Below are 14551 nucleotides of genomic sequence, written 5' to 3' on the forward strand. Positions count from 1 at the left end.
TGCGTCTCCTCGTCGGGTGGTGGGATCAGGCCTGCGCGAACACGAAGTCGAGAGCGGTGGCCGGGTCGGGTTCCGGGCTGCGCTTGGCGAACGCGATCGCCGCCTCGACGCGGTCGCGGGCCTGCTCGGCGATCGACGACACCGCGGCGTCGTCGAGGACGCCGGCGGCACGCAACTCCTTCTCGTAGGTGGGCAGCGGGTCCCGGCCCGGCACGCCCTCGAGGTCGGACCGGTAGCCCTGCGCGTCGCCCTCGAAGTGCCCCCACAGGCGCAGTGTGTGGACTTCGATGAGGCTCGGCCCCTCGCCCGCGCGGGCGCGCGCGATCGCCTCGCCCGCGACCGCGTGCACCGCCTCGACCGAGTTGTCCTCGACCCGCTGGCCGGGGATGCCGTACCCGGCGGCCCGGAGCGCGTTCGACGTGACGCAGGTCGACGCGCTGCGCGGGACCGAGATGCCCCAGTCGTTGTCCTCCACCACGAACACCACCGGCAGCTTCCACAGCGACGCCAGGTTGAGCGCCTCGTGGAAGGCTCCCTGGTTGGCCGCGCCCTCACCGGTGACCGCGACCGCGACGCGGTCGGTGCCGCGCCGCTGGAACGCCAGCGCCTGACCCACCGCGGGCGGGTAGCCCTCGGCGATGATGCCCGAGCACGAGAAGTGCGTCGCCGGGTCGAACAGGTGCATGTGCCCGCCCCGGCCGCGGCCGAGACCGTCCACCCGGCCGAAGATCTCGGCCGTCATCCTGTCCAGGTCCACCCCGTGCGCGATGGCGAAGTGGTGGGGCCGGTGGGTGGCGGTGACGGCGTCGTCGGCCGTCAGGTGCGCGCACACGCCGGCGGCGACGGGTTCCTGCCCGGCGGAGAGGTGCATCTCGCCCGGGATGAGCCCGGCGCCGATGTCGAACACGGGTTTCTTGTCCGCGTGGTACTCGCGGAGGATGGTCTCCTCGTAGGTGCGGATCAGGACCATCATGCGGTACAGGCCCAGCCTGCCGTCCGGTTCCATGTGACCTCCCAATCGGTGTGGGAGTCACTGTCGCGGCGGCGGAGCGCCGCGGACAACGGTGCGGATTTCAGATGGTGATACAGGGCCGTTCCGGCAGGTCAGGAGAGCAGCGCGAAGGCGCGCGACACCCGTCGCGACGCCCGCTCCAGCGACACCGGCTCGACCGAGGGCAGCCGGCGCGCGGGCAGCGAGATCGCCACCGCGCCGACGACCCCGGGCGCCCGGACCGGCGTGGCCAGGCAGGCCGTGCCCAGCAGGTACTCTTCGCGGTCGTTGAAGACCCCGCCGCCTTCGGCCAGCCGCTGTTCGAGCACGCGCGTGTCGGTGATGGTGTGCGGGGTGAGGTCGGCCAGCCGGTACCGCGAGAGGTGGTCGCGCCGGGCGTCGGGGTCCAGGCACGACAGGATGCACTTCCCGAACGCGGTCGCGTGCGCCGCCTCCTGCACGCCCACCCACAGGTCCACCGAAGGCGCGTCGGGGGCGTCGACGATGTCGATCAGCTTGATCTCGCCGCCCGAGTACAGCGACAGGTAGGCCGCGCCGCGCACCTCGTCGCGTAGCGCCCGCAGCACCGGCCGGATCTTCGGCAGCAGCGCGTGCAGGGAGTTGCGCTTCCGCAGGGCGCCGACCTGCTCGCCCAGCACGTAGCCGTCGTCCAGCTTGCGCAGATAACCCTCGTGGAGCAGGGTGCGCAGGAGGTGGTAGGTCGTCGGCAACGGGAGACCGACACCGCGGGCGAGCGCCTTGGCCGTGACCGGACGTTCGCTCGCGCCGACCGCGTCGAGCAGGTGCAGCGCACGCTGTACGGAACCGATCAGTGTCGGTCCAGTGGTCATCGGTCACCTCCGCCGCCCCGTTGCCGCGCACCCAGGATGCCGGGTGACGTGTGCGACGGGCAAGGCGTGAGGCCCGGCCGGGTTACCGGCCGACGATGGTCTCGCCGGGCTCGATCGGCTTGGCCCGGCCGGCCGGATTGGACCGAACCAGGCGAGCGTCCTTCTGCCACCGAGTCTCACAGCCCCGCGGCGGCGACCGACTGGCTCAGCGCGGCCGCTGCGGCGCGGACAGCCGTGGCGCGTTGTTCGCCCTCGGGGCCGGTGAAGTCCTCGCTGCGGCCGCCGAGGCTGAGCGTGGCCACGAGGGTTCCGCCCGCGCCGAGCACCGGTGCGGCGACGGCGGACACCCCGTTGAGGTAGTCGTCCCGGCTGACCGAAACGCCTTCGGCCCGCACCTGGTCGAGGTAGGCCGCGAACTCGTCGCGGTCGGAGTGCGTCGCGGGGGTGAAGGCGGGCAGCGGACCGGCGAGCACGCGCGCCCGGAGGTCCGGGTCGAACGCCGCCATCGTGACCGGCGCGGCCGCGGCGTGGTAGGGCAGCACCGAGCCGATCCCGATGGCCGCCAGCACCAGTGGTTTGCCGCCCTCGACGCGGTCGATGCACACCGCGCCCGCGTCGGCGGGCACCATGAGGAACGCGGTGTCGCCGAATCGCTGCGCGAGCTCCTCCAGTGCCGGCCGCGCGGCGGCGCGCAGGTCGAACTCGGCGAGCGCCGCCGCGCCGATGGTGAACACCGGCATCCGGATCCGGTAGGCGCCGGCCGGGTCCCGGTGCACCCAGCCGGCCTCGACGAACGAACTCATCAGCCGGTGCACCGTGGGCTTGTTGAGCCCGCTCGCGGCCGTGAGCTCGGCGAGCGTGATCACCGGCCGGTCCGGGCTGAACTCGCCGAGGAGCTGGCACGCGCGCAGCACCGCGGTGACGGTCTCCCTGGTGCCGCTCCCGTCGGGTGCCGCTTCGGTCACCGCCACCCCCTCGTCCGCCTGCCCGGTCCGCCCCAGGTTAGCGACCGGTCCTGGCGCGCGTCTTGACACGTCCCACCCCTCTCCCGCACAGTTTCGGAACGCGTATCGCATCACGATACACAGAGAGGTGAGTTGTGGAACTGCGCGAGATGATCTCCGACCGGCTGGTGTTCGCCCCTGGCGTCTGGGACGGGCTGACCGCCCGGCTCGCCGAACAGGCGGGGTTCTCCGCGCTGTGCGCCTCGGGCTTCGCGATCTCGGCCGCGCTCGGCTACCCCGACGCGGAGCTGTACACGATGTCGGAAAACCTGGGCGCCGTCCGGACGATCCGGGAGGCCAGCGACCTGCCGCTGATCGCTGACATCGACACCGGCTACGGCAACGCCGTCAACGCCGCGCGCACCGCTCGCCGGTTCGCCGACGCCGGTGTCGCGGCGGTGTTCCTCGAGGACCAGCGTTCGCCCAAGCGCTGCCCGCTCATCCCCGGAGCCGAGGTGGAGCTGACCGACCTCGCCGAGGCCGAGGGCAAGGTGCGTGCGGTCAAGGACGCGGCCGGGGACATGATCGTCATCGCGCGGACCGACGCGAAGGGCGAGGAGGCTCTCCGCCGCGCCGAGGCCTACGTCCGCGCCGGCGCGGACATGATCATGCCGGTCACCAAGACGTTCGCCAGCGTCGAGGAATGGGCGCGTTGCCACGAGCGGACCGGTGTCCCGCTGATGGCCACCCTCACCGCGTCGGCCTGGACCGAGCGCGAGTTCACGCCCGAGGTGATGGAGCAGATCGGCGTGCGGATCGCGCTGCTGCCCACCCAGGTCCTGATGGCGGTGACCGGGGCGGCGCAATCCGCTCTGCGCCGGCTCGCGGCGGGCGAACCACCCGCCGACGTGAGCGCGGACGCCCTGCCGCACCACGATTTCGTCGCCCTCATCGGGATGGACGAGATCGAGCGCCAGCAGCACAAGTACCTGCCGGCGGAGGTCTGAGGTGGCCGGCACGATCGCCGAGAAGATCCTGGCACGGGCGGCGGGACGGGACACCGTGCGCGCGGGCGAGAGCCTGCCGGTGCGGCCGGACTACATGATCGCCTACGACTTCCCCGGCTACACCGACGTGATGTTCCGCCAGATGCACGACGACTTCGGCATCGGCGAGCTGGCCGAGCCCGAGCGGTACGTCGTGTTCATCGACCACATGCTCACGAAGGGCAACGCGAAGGAGCAGGAGGTCCACCAGGTCACCCGCGACTGGTGCGAGTTCTACGGCATCGAACTGCACGAGGCGCGCGGCATCGGCCACCAGGTGATGGCCGAACTCGGGTACGCGCTGCCCGGCAACTTCCTCATCCACTTCGACGGGCACATCTCCGGCGCCGGTGCGTTCGGCGCGCTCGGCTGGGGTGTGCGCCGCGATCTGCTGGAGGCCTGGGTGTCCGGGCAGATCTTCCTCGACGTGCCCGCCACGACCCGGTTCGAGCTGACCGGTGACTTCGCGCCCGGGGTGGACAGCCGGGACCTCGTGCACCAGATCATCGCCGACCACGGCGCCGACGGCTGCGCGCACCAGGTGATGGAGTACGGCGGGCCCGGCGCCCGGGCGATGTCGATCGACCGCAGGCAGGGCCTGTGCGGCATGGCGATGTTCACCGGCGCGGTGTCGGCGGTGTTCGAACCGGACGAGGCCGCACTCGCCTACGCGCGCCGCGTGGCGAAGACCGACTTCACCCCGCAGCTACCGGACGCGGGCGCCGGCTACGCGGCCGTGCACTCCTACGACCTCGCCGCGGTGCGGCCCCGGGTCGTGCTGCCGGGGTCGGCCCGCTCGGCCAACACGCGCGATGCCGCCGAACTCGCCGGAACCCCGGTGACCAAGGCGTTCATCGGCTCCTGCGCCAGCGGCCGCATCGAGGACATCCGGGCCGCCGCGCTCGTGCTCGACGGACGGCAGGTCGCGCCGGGGGTGGAGCTCAACGTCGTGCCGACGTCCGACGCCGTGCACCGCCAGGCGGAGGACGAGGGGCTGTTCGACGTACTGCGCGCCGCGGGCGCGAAGATCGCCCGGTCCAGCTGCGACTTCTGCTTCGGCTACCAGAAACCGTTGCAGGACGGGGAAAACTGCATTTCCACCGGGGTGCTCAACATCTCCGGCCGGATGGGCAGCACGGCGGCCAACATCTACCTGGGTTCCGCCTTCACCGTCGCGGCGAGCGCCGTGGCGGGCAGCATCAGTACGGCCGGGGAGGTGGGGCGCTCATGAGCGCGGCACGGGACTACCCGCCACCGCCGGACGTCATCCGCGGCCGGGTCGCGTGGGTCTTCGGTGACGACTTCGACATCGACCTGGTGATCGGTGTCGAGAACATCAAGTCCTACGACGCGGAGTTCCTGCGGAGCAAGGTGATGCGGGCCTACGACCCCGGCTTCGCCGACCGGGTCCGGCCCGGCGACGTCATCGTCGGCGGCCGGAACTTCGGGTACGGCCACCCGCACTACCCGCCCATGGTCGCGCTGCGCGACCTCGGCATCGCCGCGGTCCTCGCCGGGTCCTTCTCGCCCGGGTTCTGGCGCGGCGAAACCTACAACGGGGTCCCGCTGGTCACCGTCCCCGGGATCGCCGCAGCCGTCGCGACCGGCGACCCGGTGGCCGTCGACTGGCGCGCGGCCACCGTGTCCCTCGGCGACGGCCGCGTCCTGCGGGGCACGCCACCCAGCGACCGGGTCGTGCGGGTGATCGAGGCGGGCGGCTCGCTCAAGCTGCTGCTCGCCGAGCACGCCCGCACCTGACCACTCTTCCCGCTCAACGACGACCGGATCTGGAGCCGACATGGCCGAAACCACCACCTCACCGGGCACCGTGGCCGGAGTGACCACGAAACCGTCCGCACGGCGCGCCGCGTTGGCCGGCGGCGTCGGCACGCTGATCGAGTACTACGACTTCAGCGTGTACGCCTTCCTCGCGGTCACCGTGGGCCCGTTGTTCTTCCCGAGCTCGAAACCGGCGGTCTCGGTGCTGCTGACCCTGGCCGTCTTCGGATCGGCCTACGTGATGCGGCCACTGGGTGGCTGGTTCTTCGGCCGGCTCGGCGACCGCCGCGGTCGTCGGCAGGCGCTCGTCGTCACCGTGGTCACCATGGGTGTGTTCTCCGGGCTGCTGGGCATCCTGCCCACCTACGCCTCCGCCGGTGTCGTCGCGCCCGTGCTGCTCGTGCTCGTCCGGCTCGCGCAGGGGTTCTCGGCCGGTGGCGAGATCGGCGGCGCCGCCACCTACGTCGCCGAATCCGCGCCCGCGGGCAAGCGCGGCTTGTTCGGCTCGCTCACCCCGGTCGGCTCGACTCTCGGGTTCTCCGTCGCCGCTGCCATCGTGGGGTTGATGACGGCCGTGACCACGTCCGAGCAGATGGTGGCGTGGGGATGGCGGGTGCCGTTCCTGATCTCGCTGCCACTGGCCGCGGTGTGCCTGTGGGTGCGGGTGCGGCTGGAGGACACGGCCGAATTCGCGGAGATGGCACACCGGTCGGAGGTCGTGCGCAGCCCGCTGCTCGCCGTGGTGAAGGAGAAGCCGCTGGCGGTGCTCCGGGTGATCGGGATCGCGATCGCGATGAACGGCACCGGCTACATCGGACTGACCTACTTCTCCACCTACCTGATCCAGACTCAGGGGTTCGGCAAGCAGGCCGTGTACTGGGCCTCCGCGATCGGGATCGCGCTCGCCTGCGCCACCTACCCACTGGCCGGGATGCTCACCGACCGCTTCGGGCGCAAACCGGTGCTGATCACCGCCTACGTGTCCTACCTGGTCATCGCCTGGCCCGCGTTCGCGTTGCTCGGGGCGACGTCGAGCATCGTGGTCGTCACGGTGATCTACGTGGTGTACATGGCGCTGAACGGGTTGGCTCAGGTGCCGGCGTTCCCGCAGTTCACCGAGCTGTTCCCGCGCCGGATCCGCTACACCGGGGTGGCGCTCGGGTTCAACCTCGGGACGATCATCGCCGGCGGGTCGGCGCCGTACGTCGCGGCACAGCTCGTCGAGAGCACCGGCAACCCGATGTCCCCCGCGTTCTGGGTGCTGGGTGTGGCCGTGGTCGGCCTGATCACGGTGCTGACGCTGCACGAGACCGGCCGCGATCGGCTGCCGGTCTGATGATCATCCGCAGTCCGTTCCCGGACATCGACATCCCGGACGTCACCCTCACCGAGCTGCTCTTCGGTGCGGCACCGTCCGATGCGCCGGCCCTGATCGACCCGGACGGTGACGTGACGACCCGGCGCCGGCTGGACGATCGCGTCCGGCGGATCGCCGCCGGGCTGCACGCCCGCGGGATCGGCCAGGGGTGCGTCGTCGGGTTGTTCGCGCCGAACTCGCCCGGGTGGGTCGCGGCCTTCCACGGAATTCTGCGCGCGAACGCGATTGTGACCAGCGCGAACGTGTTGTACACAGCCGATGAACTGGCGCACCAGCTCAGCGATTCGCGGGCCCGGCTGCTGGTCACCACGGCGGGGCTCCTCGACGTCGCCACCGCGGCCGCCGAGAAGGCCGGCATCGAGGAGATCCTGACCCTGGACCACGCGCCGGGGCACCTGCGGATCGACTCGCTCCCCGGTGCGGCGCCTCCGCCGCTGCTCGCCGGTCCGGGGGACGTCGCGGTGCTGCCGTACTCCTCCGGCACCACCGGCCGGGCTAAGGGAGTCGTGCTGACGCACCGGAACCTGGTGGCCAACGTGCTGCAGTTCTCCCGGATGGGCCGGACGTCGGCGGACACGGTGCTGCTCGCCGTGCTGCCGCTGTTCCACATCTACGGCATGACCGTGCTGATGAACCACGCGCTGCACCAGCGCGTTCCGCTGGTCACGATGCCGCGGTTCGACCTGGCCGGGATGCTCCGGCTGATCGAGCGGCACCGGGTTACCAAGCTCTACATCGCGCCGCCGACCGCCCTGCTGCTGGCGAAGAGCCCGCTCGTGGACGAGGCGGACCTCTCCAGTGTGGAACTGGTGTTCAGCGGGGCGGCCCCGCTCGACGGCGAACTGGCGCGGGCGGTCGCACGGCGCCTGGGGTGCTCGATCCGGCAGGGCTACGGCATGACCGAGATGTCGCCGGTCTCGCACGCCATCCCGCAGGACCGGCCGGACATCGACCCCGCGAGTGTCGGCTTCGCTCTGCCGAACGTCGAGTGCCGGCTCGTGGACCCGGTCACGGGCCACGACGCCGGCCGGGGTGAGCTGTGGGTCCGCGGACCCAACGTGATGTCCGGTTACCTGGACAACCCCGTCGCGACGGCGGCCACGCTCGACGCCGAGGGCTGGCTGCGGACCGGTGACATCGCGACCGTGACCGCGGACGGTGTGTTCTCCATCGTCGACCGGGTCAAGGAACTGATCAAGTACAAGGGCTACCAGGTGCCACCCGCCGAGCTGGAGGCCCTGCTGCTGGCCCACGGCGACATCGACGACGCGGCGGTGGTCGGCGTGCTCGACGAGGAAGGGGAGGAGGTCCCGAAGGCGTTCGTGGTCCGCCGCCCCGGCGCCCGGCTCGACGCCGCGGAGGTCATGGCCTACGTCGCCGGCCGCGTCGCACCCCACAAGAAGGTCCGCCGCGTCGAATTCCTCGACGCGATCCCGAAATCCGCGTCGGGCAAGATCCTGCGCGCCACGCTGCGGGCGGCCGGGCAGCGGTGAGTGCCGGGTGGTGGCCCCGCCCGCCACGGCCGGGCGGTCGCGCTGACGGCGAGGGCCCGGGCCGGGTCGTCCGGGTGTGCGGCTCGCCGCCGGCCGCTAACCGGCGACGCTCGCGGCGGCGAAGGCGTCCGCGGGCATCGGGCGGCGCAGGTGCCACGTGATGGCGATCGGCCGCTCGCCGCGGTGCTCCACGTGTGTCGCCGTCCCGAGGCACACGAACGGCGCCGCGCCCAGGTCGTCGGTGGGTCGCTCGCGGGTGAACAGCACGACGTGGCTGCCCTCGGCGCGGTGCTGGACGTACCGCCGCCCGGTGGGGGAGTCGAGCGAGGTGGTGTTCTGCGACTCCCAGTGGAACAGCTCGGTGCTGATCGCGTAATCGCGGTACATCGTCGTCGGCGAGAAGTCCTTTTCGCTCTTGCGCAAGTTGATCAGCAGCGCGTCGGTGCGGGTCTCCTCGCACCACGCGACCCCGGACACGTGGTTGCCCGGCACGCGTTGCAGCGTTGCGTACCCCAGCGCGGCCAGGATCTCCTCCCGCCGGTAGCGGCTGTGAGTGGCCAGCGGAACGTGCTGCAGACCCTCGCCGAGCGGGGCCGGGACGTGCCGGGCACGGTCCAGCCCGAGCGTGACGAGCTCGGCGATCTCCGCACACACCGCGGGGTGCCGGCGCAAGCGCGCGAGCCCCGCCGGGTACGACGGGAAATCGGCCTTCTTCGGCCACAGGGTGAACAGCAGCATGCGCGCGAGCCGCTGCTCGCGGTCGGTCAGTTCCGCGTAGTCCGGGCCGTCCGCGGCGACCAGCCGCCGGTAGGCCTCCGCCCGCTCGGGATCGTCGACGTGGGTGAACGCGGCCATGCGCCGCAACAGCGCACCCTCGTCCGGGCCGGCCGGAGGGGCCGGCAGGCCGGCCTCCCGCCGCAGCCCGGTCCACGACCCGCTGTTGCGGTAGACCTCCACCAGCTCACGATCGGCGGCATCCAGGTACGCGGCGAGGGCCAGATCACCGTGTGAGCGCACGTCCTTCGCGAGCTGCGTGCGGGTGAAGCGCAACTGGGTGCGCACGTTGTCGAGCACGATCTTCTGCGCGACCCGGTCGAGCACGACCTGCGAACCGGCGGGCAGGAACGGAAACCCCTGTTCGATCTGGCGCTGCAACCCGCGGCGGCTGGCGCCGGTCAGCGCGCGGTACCGGGTGTCGAACCGGTACTCCTTGCGGTGCTGGCCGATGAAATCCAGCACGGTCAGCACCGCCTTGCCGGGAGCGCGCCGCAGGCCGCGGCCGAGCTGCTGCAGGAAGACCGTCGCGCTGTCGGTGGGGCGCAGGAACAGAGCGGTGTCGATCTCGGGGATGTCCAGGCCCTCGTTGAACAGGTCGACCGCGAACAGCGCGTTGACTTCACGCGCCCGCAGCGCGGCGATCGCGCGGTCCCGGTCGCGCGGGGAGGTCTTGTCCGACACCGCGAGTGCCGGGATGCCGGACTCGCGGAACACCCGCGCCATGTACTCGGCATGCGGAATGCTCACGCAGAACCCGAGCGCGCGCATGGCACCGACATCGGTGACCTTGTCCCGCAGCTCCTTCAGCACGCGGGCGGCGCGCGCGTCGTTGCCGGTGTAGAGCTGGTTCAAGCCGGCGGTGTCGTAGGCGCCGCGCTTCCACTCCACGCCGGACAGGTCGATGCCGTCGGCCACTCCGAAGTAGTGGAACGGCACGAGCAGATCCGCCGAAAGCGCCTCCCACAGCGGCAACTCGTAGGCCGAGCGGCCGTCGAACAGGTTGCGCACGTCGCCGCCGTCGCCGCGCTCGGGAGTCGCGGTCAGACCGAGGAGTTCCTTGGGGCGCAGGTGGTTGAGCAGCTGCCGGTAGGTGCGTGCTTCGGCGTGGTGGAATTCGTCGATCACGATGACGTCGAAGTGGTCGGCGGGCACGTTCTCGATGCCGTGCGCCGTCAGGCTCTGCACGCTGGCGAACACGTGACGCCAGCGCTCGGGCCGCGTGCCGCCCACGTAGGGCTCGCCGAACGTTTCCTCGATCAACGTTTCCCGGTAGACGCGCAGCGCCTGGTGCAGGATCTCCTTGCGGTGGGCGACGAACAGCAGGCTGAGGTCGCCGTGAGCGCGCAGACGCCGGTAGTCCAGTGCGGCGATCACGGTCTTGCCGGTGCCGGTGGCGGCCACGACCAGGTTGCGATGCCGGTCGTGCACCTGGCGTTCGGAGTCCAGGGCTTCCAGGACCTCCTGCTGGTGGGGCAGCGGCCGGACCTCCAGCCCGGCCAGGCTGATCGTCACCGGCGCGCTGCCGCGACGGCCCGCCTGGCGGAGGGCGTCGTCGAAGCGGTCCGCGTCGGTGTCCGGATCGTAGGGGACGAAGGCGCTGGATTCCCAGTAGGTGTCGAAGGTCGCCTCGAACTTCCGCAGCAGTTCCGGTGTCGCCACACCGGAGAGCCGGACGTTCCACTCCAGCCCGTCGACCAGGGCCGAGCGGGACAGGTTGGAGCTGCCGACGAACGCGGTGTCGTAGCCGGAGTTGCGGCGGAACAGCCACGCCTTCGCGTGCAGCCGGGTCGACTGGGTTTCGTAGCTGATCCGCACGTCGGCGCCGAACTGCCGGACCAGGCGGTCGATCGCGGGCCGTTCCGTCGCGCCGACGTAGGTCGTGGTCAGCACCCGCAGCGGCACGCCGCGCTCCCGCACGTCCAGCAGGGCGGACTCGAGCAGGCGCAGGCCGGGCCAGCGGATGAACGCGCAGAGCAGGTCGATCCGGTCGGCGCTGGCCAGCTCCGCCCGCAACTCCGCGGACAGGCTGGGTTCTTCCTTCGCGTTGGTCAGCAGCGCCGCCTGGGACAGCGGGGTCACCGGCCGGATGTGCCGGCGCGGAGCCGGGCCGGTGATCTCGCTCAGCGCGAGGAGCTGCTGCACCGTGCCGGTGAGCCGGTCGTCCTCGGCGGCGAGCTGGTCCAGCAGCTGGTTGGCCAGCGTCACCCGGCGCGCGTTGTCGGTTTCGTCGGTGAGGACGCGGCGGACCGCCTCGGCGACGTGACGGGCGATCACCTCGGGGGCGTCCGCCGGGTCGACCGCACCGAACTCCGGCCGGAACCGGTCGCGCGCCGCGTCCAAGGTCCGGTCCAGGCGGTGGGTCCGGAGCGCTTCGTACACCCCGTCGGCCAGCGGTTCCATGGTGATCACTCTGCCACGAGCCGCCGGCGGGCACCGGCGGATTCCCGTCGCCACCGCCGACCGCGCGGGATCCACGAGAACCGCTGGAGGATTGCGGGCGCCGTCTCGGGGAAATCGTCCGGGAATGTTTGCCGGTGAATCCGCCGTCGAAAGAAAGGCGACTTCGCGTCCCATTTCTGACACCATTGTCGGGAATTGATGCTCATTGTTCCCGGCGTGACCGCTGTCTCTTTCACGTCCGCCTGGCGGGTCCGGGGGCACCGCTTCGTAACCTTCGCCGTTGCTCCGAACGGGCCAACCGGAGGAGGAGTAGCAGCCCTGTTACCGAGGGGTAGAAACAGCGTTCGAGCTGGGGAAAGTATCGATTCCGAAGATCGGCGGCCACCCCCTCAAACTGTGGTTCTCCTCACCGTTTGGTGATATCTCCGTTTCCCGTTCGTAATCTGGCCGAGGCGTTGCGGCGACACCCGAATCCCCCGTTCCCGTCGCCGTGTGCCCCCGCCGGTTTGGCCCCCGACAGCCGGTGTGGACGAACGTCAAACAAGGAGACTCCCCGTCAATGGGAAGCCATAATTCAACATCGCGTGCTCCCCGAAAGGTGGTCCTGTTTCCCCCGAACAGGTACCGCCCACGGCACGCGGTCAAATCCAGGAATCTGGGCCGGATCAGTGCGCGCACGTCCGTTTCCGCCGGCCTGCTGATGCTGTCCGTGGCCGGTTCCGCCAGCCCGCTCGCCATGGCGAGCACCCAGGGCGGCGCACCCCAGCCGGCCCCGGCCACCGATACCGCCCCGGCCGCTCACGACACCGAGGTCGCGGCACCCCGTCCGGTCCTCGGACCGCCGTCGACCTGGGTCGTCACGACCCGGGCGCCGGTCCTGGCCATCCCCGCCGCCCCCGAGCCGGCCTCGGCCGACCCCGAGGCCGCCCCCGCCAAGCCCGAAGCCGCGGACCCGGCGCCCGCCCCGGCGCCGGAGGTCTTCGACACCACCGGTGACGAGCTCGCCGGCTGGATCAACGAGGCCATCCGCGTCATGCGGGACGCCGGCGTGCCGGTGTCCGGCAAGGACGTCGAGGCGATCCGCACCGTCGTGGACAAGGAGTCCGGCGGCGACCCGTCGGCGGTGAACCGGTGGGACAGCAACTGGCTCGCCGGTCACCCCTCCAAGGGGCTGATGCAGTGCATCGACTCGACCTTCGACGCGCACAAGCTGCCCGGCCACGACGACATCTTCAACCCGGTGGACAACATCATCGCCGGGGTGCGCTACACGATCGACCGCTACGGCGGCTTCGACGGCCACCCGGGCCTGAAGTCCATCCTGAAGGGCAGTGGCTACCGCGGCTACTGAGCACCCCCTGCCGCGGGTCCGTCCACACCGGACGGACCCGCGGCAGTCCCTTGTGCTGCCGAACTTCCGGCGGCAGGCGCCGGTGCTGCGCTAACCGCCGTAGGGCTTGGTGATGATCTCCAGCCGGTGGCCGTTCGGGTCGCACCAGTAAACTCCGCGGCCGCCGTCGTTGTGGTTGATGCGTCCCGGTTCGCGCTGGAAGGGGTCCGCCCAGTACGGCAGGGAGCGGCTGGTGATCCGCTCGAAGATCCGGTCGAACTCCTCGTCGCCGACCAGGAAGGCGTAGTGCTGGGCGTGCACCGGCCCGTCGACGCCGATCACGTCGAGCGACACGCCGTTGGCCGCCTCCACGACGAGGAACGGACCGTAGGGCACCGGAGCCGGCAGCCCGAGGATGTCGGTCAGGAAGTTCGCGGTCTCCTCGCGGTCCCGCGCCTCGACGATCGTGTGGTTGAGCTGGACGGCCATGTCCGGCCTCCCTTCCCCGCAGATTCCGGCGTGTTCCCGAATGTAGCCCCGCGGCGCCCTAATCTCGAAGGATGACAATCGAGCGCACCGCGGTACTGGCCCTGCACTGGCAGGTCAACGTCATCAAACCGGAGGGCTTCTTCGGCGGCATGCTGGCCGGGCCGGTCGAACGCAGCGGGGTCGTCGAGCGCGCGGCCCGGTTCCACGAGTGGGCCGCCGCGGCGGGCGTCCCGGTCTACTTCACCCGCTTCACGATCCCGGTGGGGGAGGGGCGGCTGGTGCGCAACACCGCCTTCATGGAGGCGGTCGCCCAGGCCCAGGAGCAGTTCCGGCCGGACGCCGCGGGCGCCCAGGTGATCCCCGAGATGGCGCACCTCGCCGAGCCCGGCCAGGTGGTGGACAACCAGAAGCTGTCCGGGCTGGCCGGCAACGACCTCGCCGCCCGGCTCGGCGAGGCGGGCATCACCACGCTGTTCGTGACCGGGGTGGCCACCAACCTGACGGTCGAGCAGACCGCCCGCCACGGCACCGACCTCGGGTTCGTCGTGCACCCGGTCGCCGACTGCGTGACCGCCGCCGAGGAGCCGGTGCACCTTGCGTCACTGGCGAACCTCGACCTCGCGACCGCCGGGTGCCGCATGTCGACCGAGGTGATGACCGGCTAGAACTCGTCGCCGGCGGAGAGTTCCTTCTCGAACGCGTCGGCCTGGGCGACGACCGACAGCAGCGGCCGCTCGAACTCCTCCCGCAGGTGCAGCGACGTCAGCGGCACCGTGTGCTTGATCAGCGCCACGCCGTCGACGACGGCGGCGCCGCCGACCGACGTGCCGCCGGCCAGTTCGAGCAGGCGGCGCAGGTCGAGCTTGTCCGCCCAGCCGACCGCCGAGGAGATCTCGGCCCACTCCGCGCCGTCGACGTCGGGCAGGTGGTGCACGGTGACCTGCTGCGTGCGGCCGTCCTCGGTGTCCAGCCGGAACCGCAGCCACTGCTCGCTCTCCTCCAGCACCTCGTACCGGATGCGCACGTAGTTGATCACGTCGGTCCAGATGGTCACCCTCGCCGCCTCTCGCACG

At 71.3% G+C, this 14551-nt stretch carries 13 protein-coding genes; 7 read left to right on the forward strand and 6 right to left on the reverse strand.

The annotated features are described in order from the left end of the window. Positions 1-25 precede the first annotated feature (25 nt). From FB470_RS24605 to FB470_RS24615, 3 genes are all read right to left on the reverse strand, one after another. Entirely contained in the window at positions 26-1006 is a 981-nt protein-coding gene (locus tag FB470_RS24605; protein WP_306995238.1) for a thiamine pyrophosphate-dependent dehydrogenase E1 component subunit alpha, read from the reverse strand. A gap of 98 nt (positions 1007-1104) precedes the next feature. Continuing rightward, complete coding sequence (locus tag FB470_RS24610; protein WP_306995239.1) at positions 1105-1842, reverse strand: IclR family transcriptional regulator; 738 nt, start codon at positions 1840-1842, stop codon at positions 1105-1107. A 176-nt stretch (positions 1843-2018) separates the two neighbouring features. Then, positions 2019-2807: an IclR family transcriptional regulator gene (locus tag FB470_RS24615; protein WP_306995241.1), complete on the reverse strand. Its 789-nt coding sequence runs from the start codon at positions 2805-2807 to the stop codon at positions 2019-2021. 134 nt (positions 2808-2941) lie between these two features. Between FB470_RS24615 and FB470_RS24620 the strand changes: the two genes are divergently transcribed. Genes FB470_RS24620 through FB470_RS24640 form a run of 5 tightly spaced genes read left to right on the forward strand, consistent with a single transcriptional unit; the run spans position 2942 to position 8482 of the window. Next, positions 2942-3793 carry an isocitrate lyase/PEP mutase family protein gene (locus FB470_RS24620; RefSeq protein ID WP_306995243.1) on the forward strand — a complete coding sequence of 284 codons (852 nt, stop codon included), beginning with the start codon at positions 2942-2944 and terminating at the stop codon, positions 3791-3793. Position 3794: 1 nt separating this feature from the next. After that, complete coding sequence (locus FB470_RS24625; RefSeq protein ID WP_306995245.1) at positions 3795-5063, forward strand: 3-isopropylmalate dehydratase large subunit; 1269 nt, start codon at positions 3795-3797, stop codon at positions 5061-5063. Continuing rightward, positions 5060-5590: a 3-isopropylmalate dehydratase small subunit gene (locus FB470_RS24630; protein WP_306995247.1), complete on the forward strand. Its 531-nt coding sequence runs from the start codon at positions 5060-5062 to the stop codon at positions 5588-5590. Before FB470_RS24625 ends, FB470_RS24630 begins: the two co-directional genes overlap by 4 nt. A 40-nt stretch (positions 5591-5630) precedes the next feature. Beyond that, a complete protein-coding gene (locus FB470_RS24635; RefSeq protein WP_306995249.1) occupies positions 5631-6947 on the forward strand; it encodes an MFS transporter in 1317 nt (438 codons plus the stop codon). Then, positions 6947-8482, forward strand: coding sequence for an AMP-binding protein (locus tag FB470_RS24640; RefSeq protein WP_306995251.1), 1536 nt, complete (start codon positions 6947-6949; stop codon positions 8480-8482). Before FB470_RS24635 ends, FB470_RS24640 begins: the two co-directional genes overlap by 1 nt. Before the next feature lie 96 nt (positions 8483-8578). Here the strand turns inward: FB470_RS24640 and FB470_RS24645 are convergent, their stop codons facing one another. Continuing rightward, a complete protein-coding gene (locus tag FB470_RS24645; protein ID WP_306995253.1) occupies positions 8579-11659 on the reverse strand; it encodes a DUF3427 domain-containing protein in 3081 nt (1026 codons plus the stop codon). A gap of 736 nt (positions 11660-12395) precedes the next feature. Between FB470_RS24645 and FB470_RS24650 the strand changes: the two genes are divergently transcribed. Further along, positions 12396-13010 (forward strand): transglycosylase SLT domain-containing protein, encoded by a 615-nt coding sequence (locus FB470_RS24650; protein WP_306995255.1) that lies wholly within the window; start codon positions 12396-12398, stop codon positions 13008-13010. A gap of 90 nt (positions 13011-13100) precedes the next feature. Here FB470_RS24650 and FB470_RS24655 read toward each other — a convergent pair whose 3' ends face one another. Beyond that, positions 13101-13478 carry a VOC family protein gene (locus FB470_RS24655; protein WP_306995256.1) on the reverse strand — a complete coding sequence of 126 codons (378 nt, stop codon included), beginning with the start codon at positions 13476-13478 and terminating at the stop codon, positions 13101-13103. A gap of 71 nt (positions 13479-13549) precedes the next feature. Here FB470_RS24655 and FB470_RS24660 point away from each other — a divergent pair, with 71 nt between their 5' ends. Beyond that, a complete protein-coding gene (locus tag FB470_RS24660) occupies positions 13550-14143 on the forward strand; it encodes a cysteine hydrolase family protein (RefSeq protein ID WP_306995257.1) in 594 nt (197 codons plus the stop codon). Here the strand turns inward: FB470_RS24660 and FB470_RS24665 are convergent. Then, the gene (locus FB470_RS24665) at positions 14140-14532 is read right to left on the reverse strand and encodes a hypothetical protein (RefSeq protein WP_306995259.1); all 393 of its coding nucleotides are present in this window, start codon (positions 14530-14532) and stop codon (positions 14140-14142) included. The two genes, FB470_RS24660 and FB470_RS24665, sit on opposite strands and share 4 nt — an antisense overlap. Positions 14533-14551: the final 19 nt, after the last annotated feature.

Source organism: Amycolatopsis thermophila (assembly GCF_030814215.1).
Lineage (GTDB): Bacteria > Actinomycetota > Actinomycetes > Mycobacteriales > Pseudonocardiaceae > Amycolatopsis_E > Amycolatopsis_E thermophila.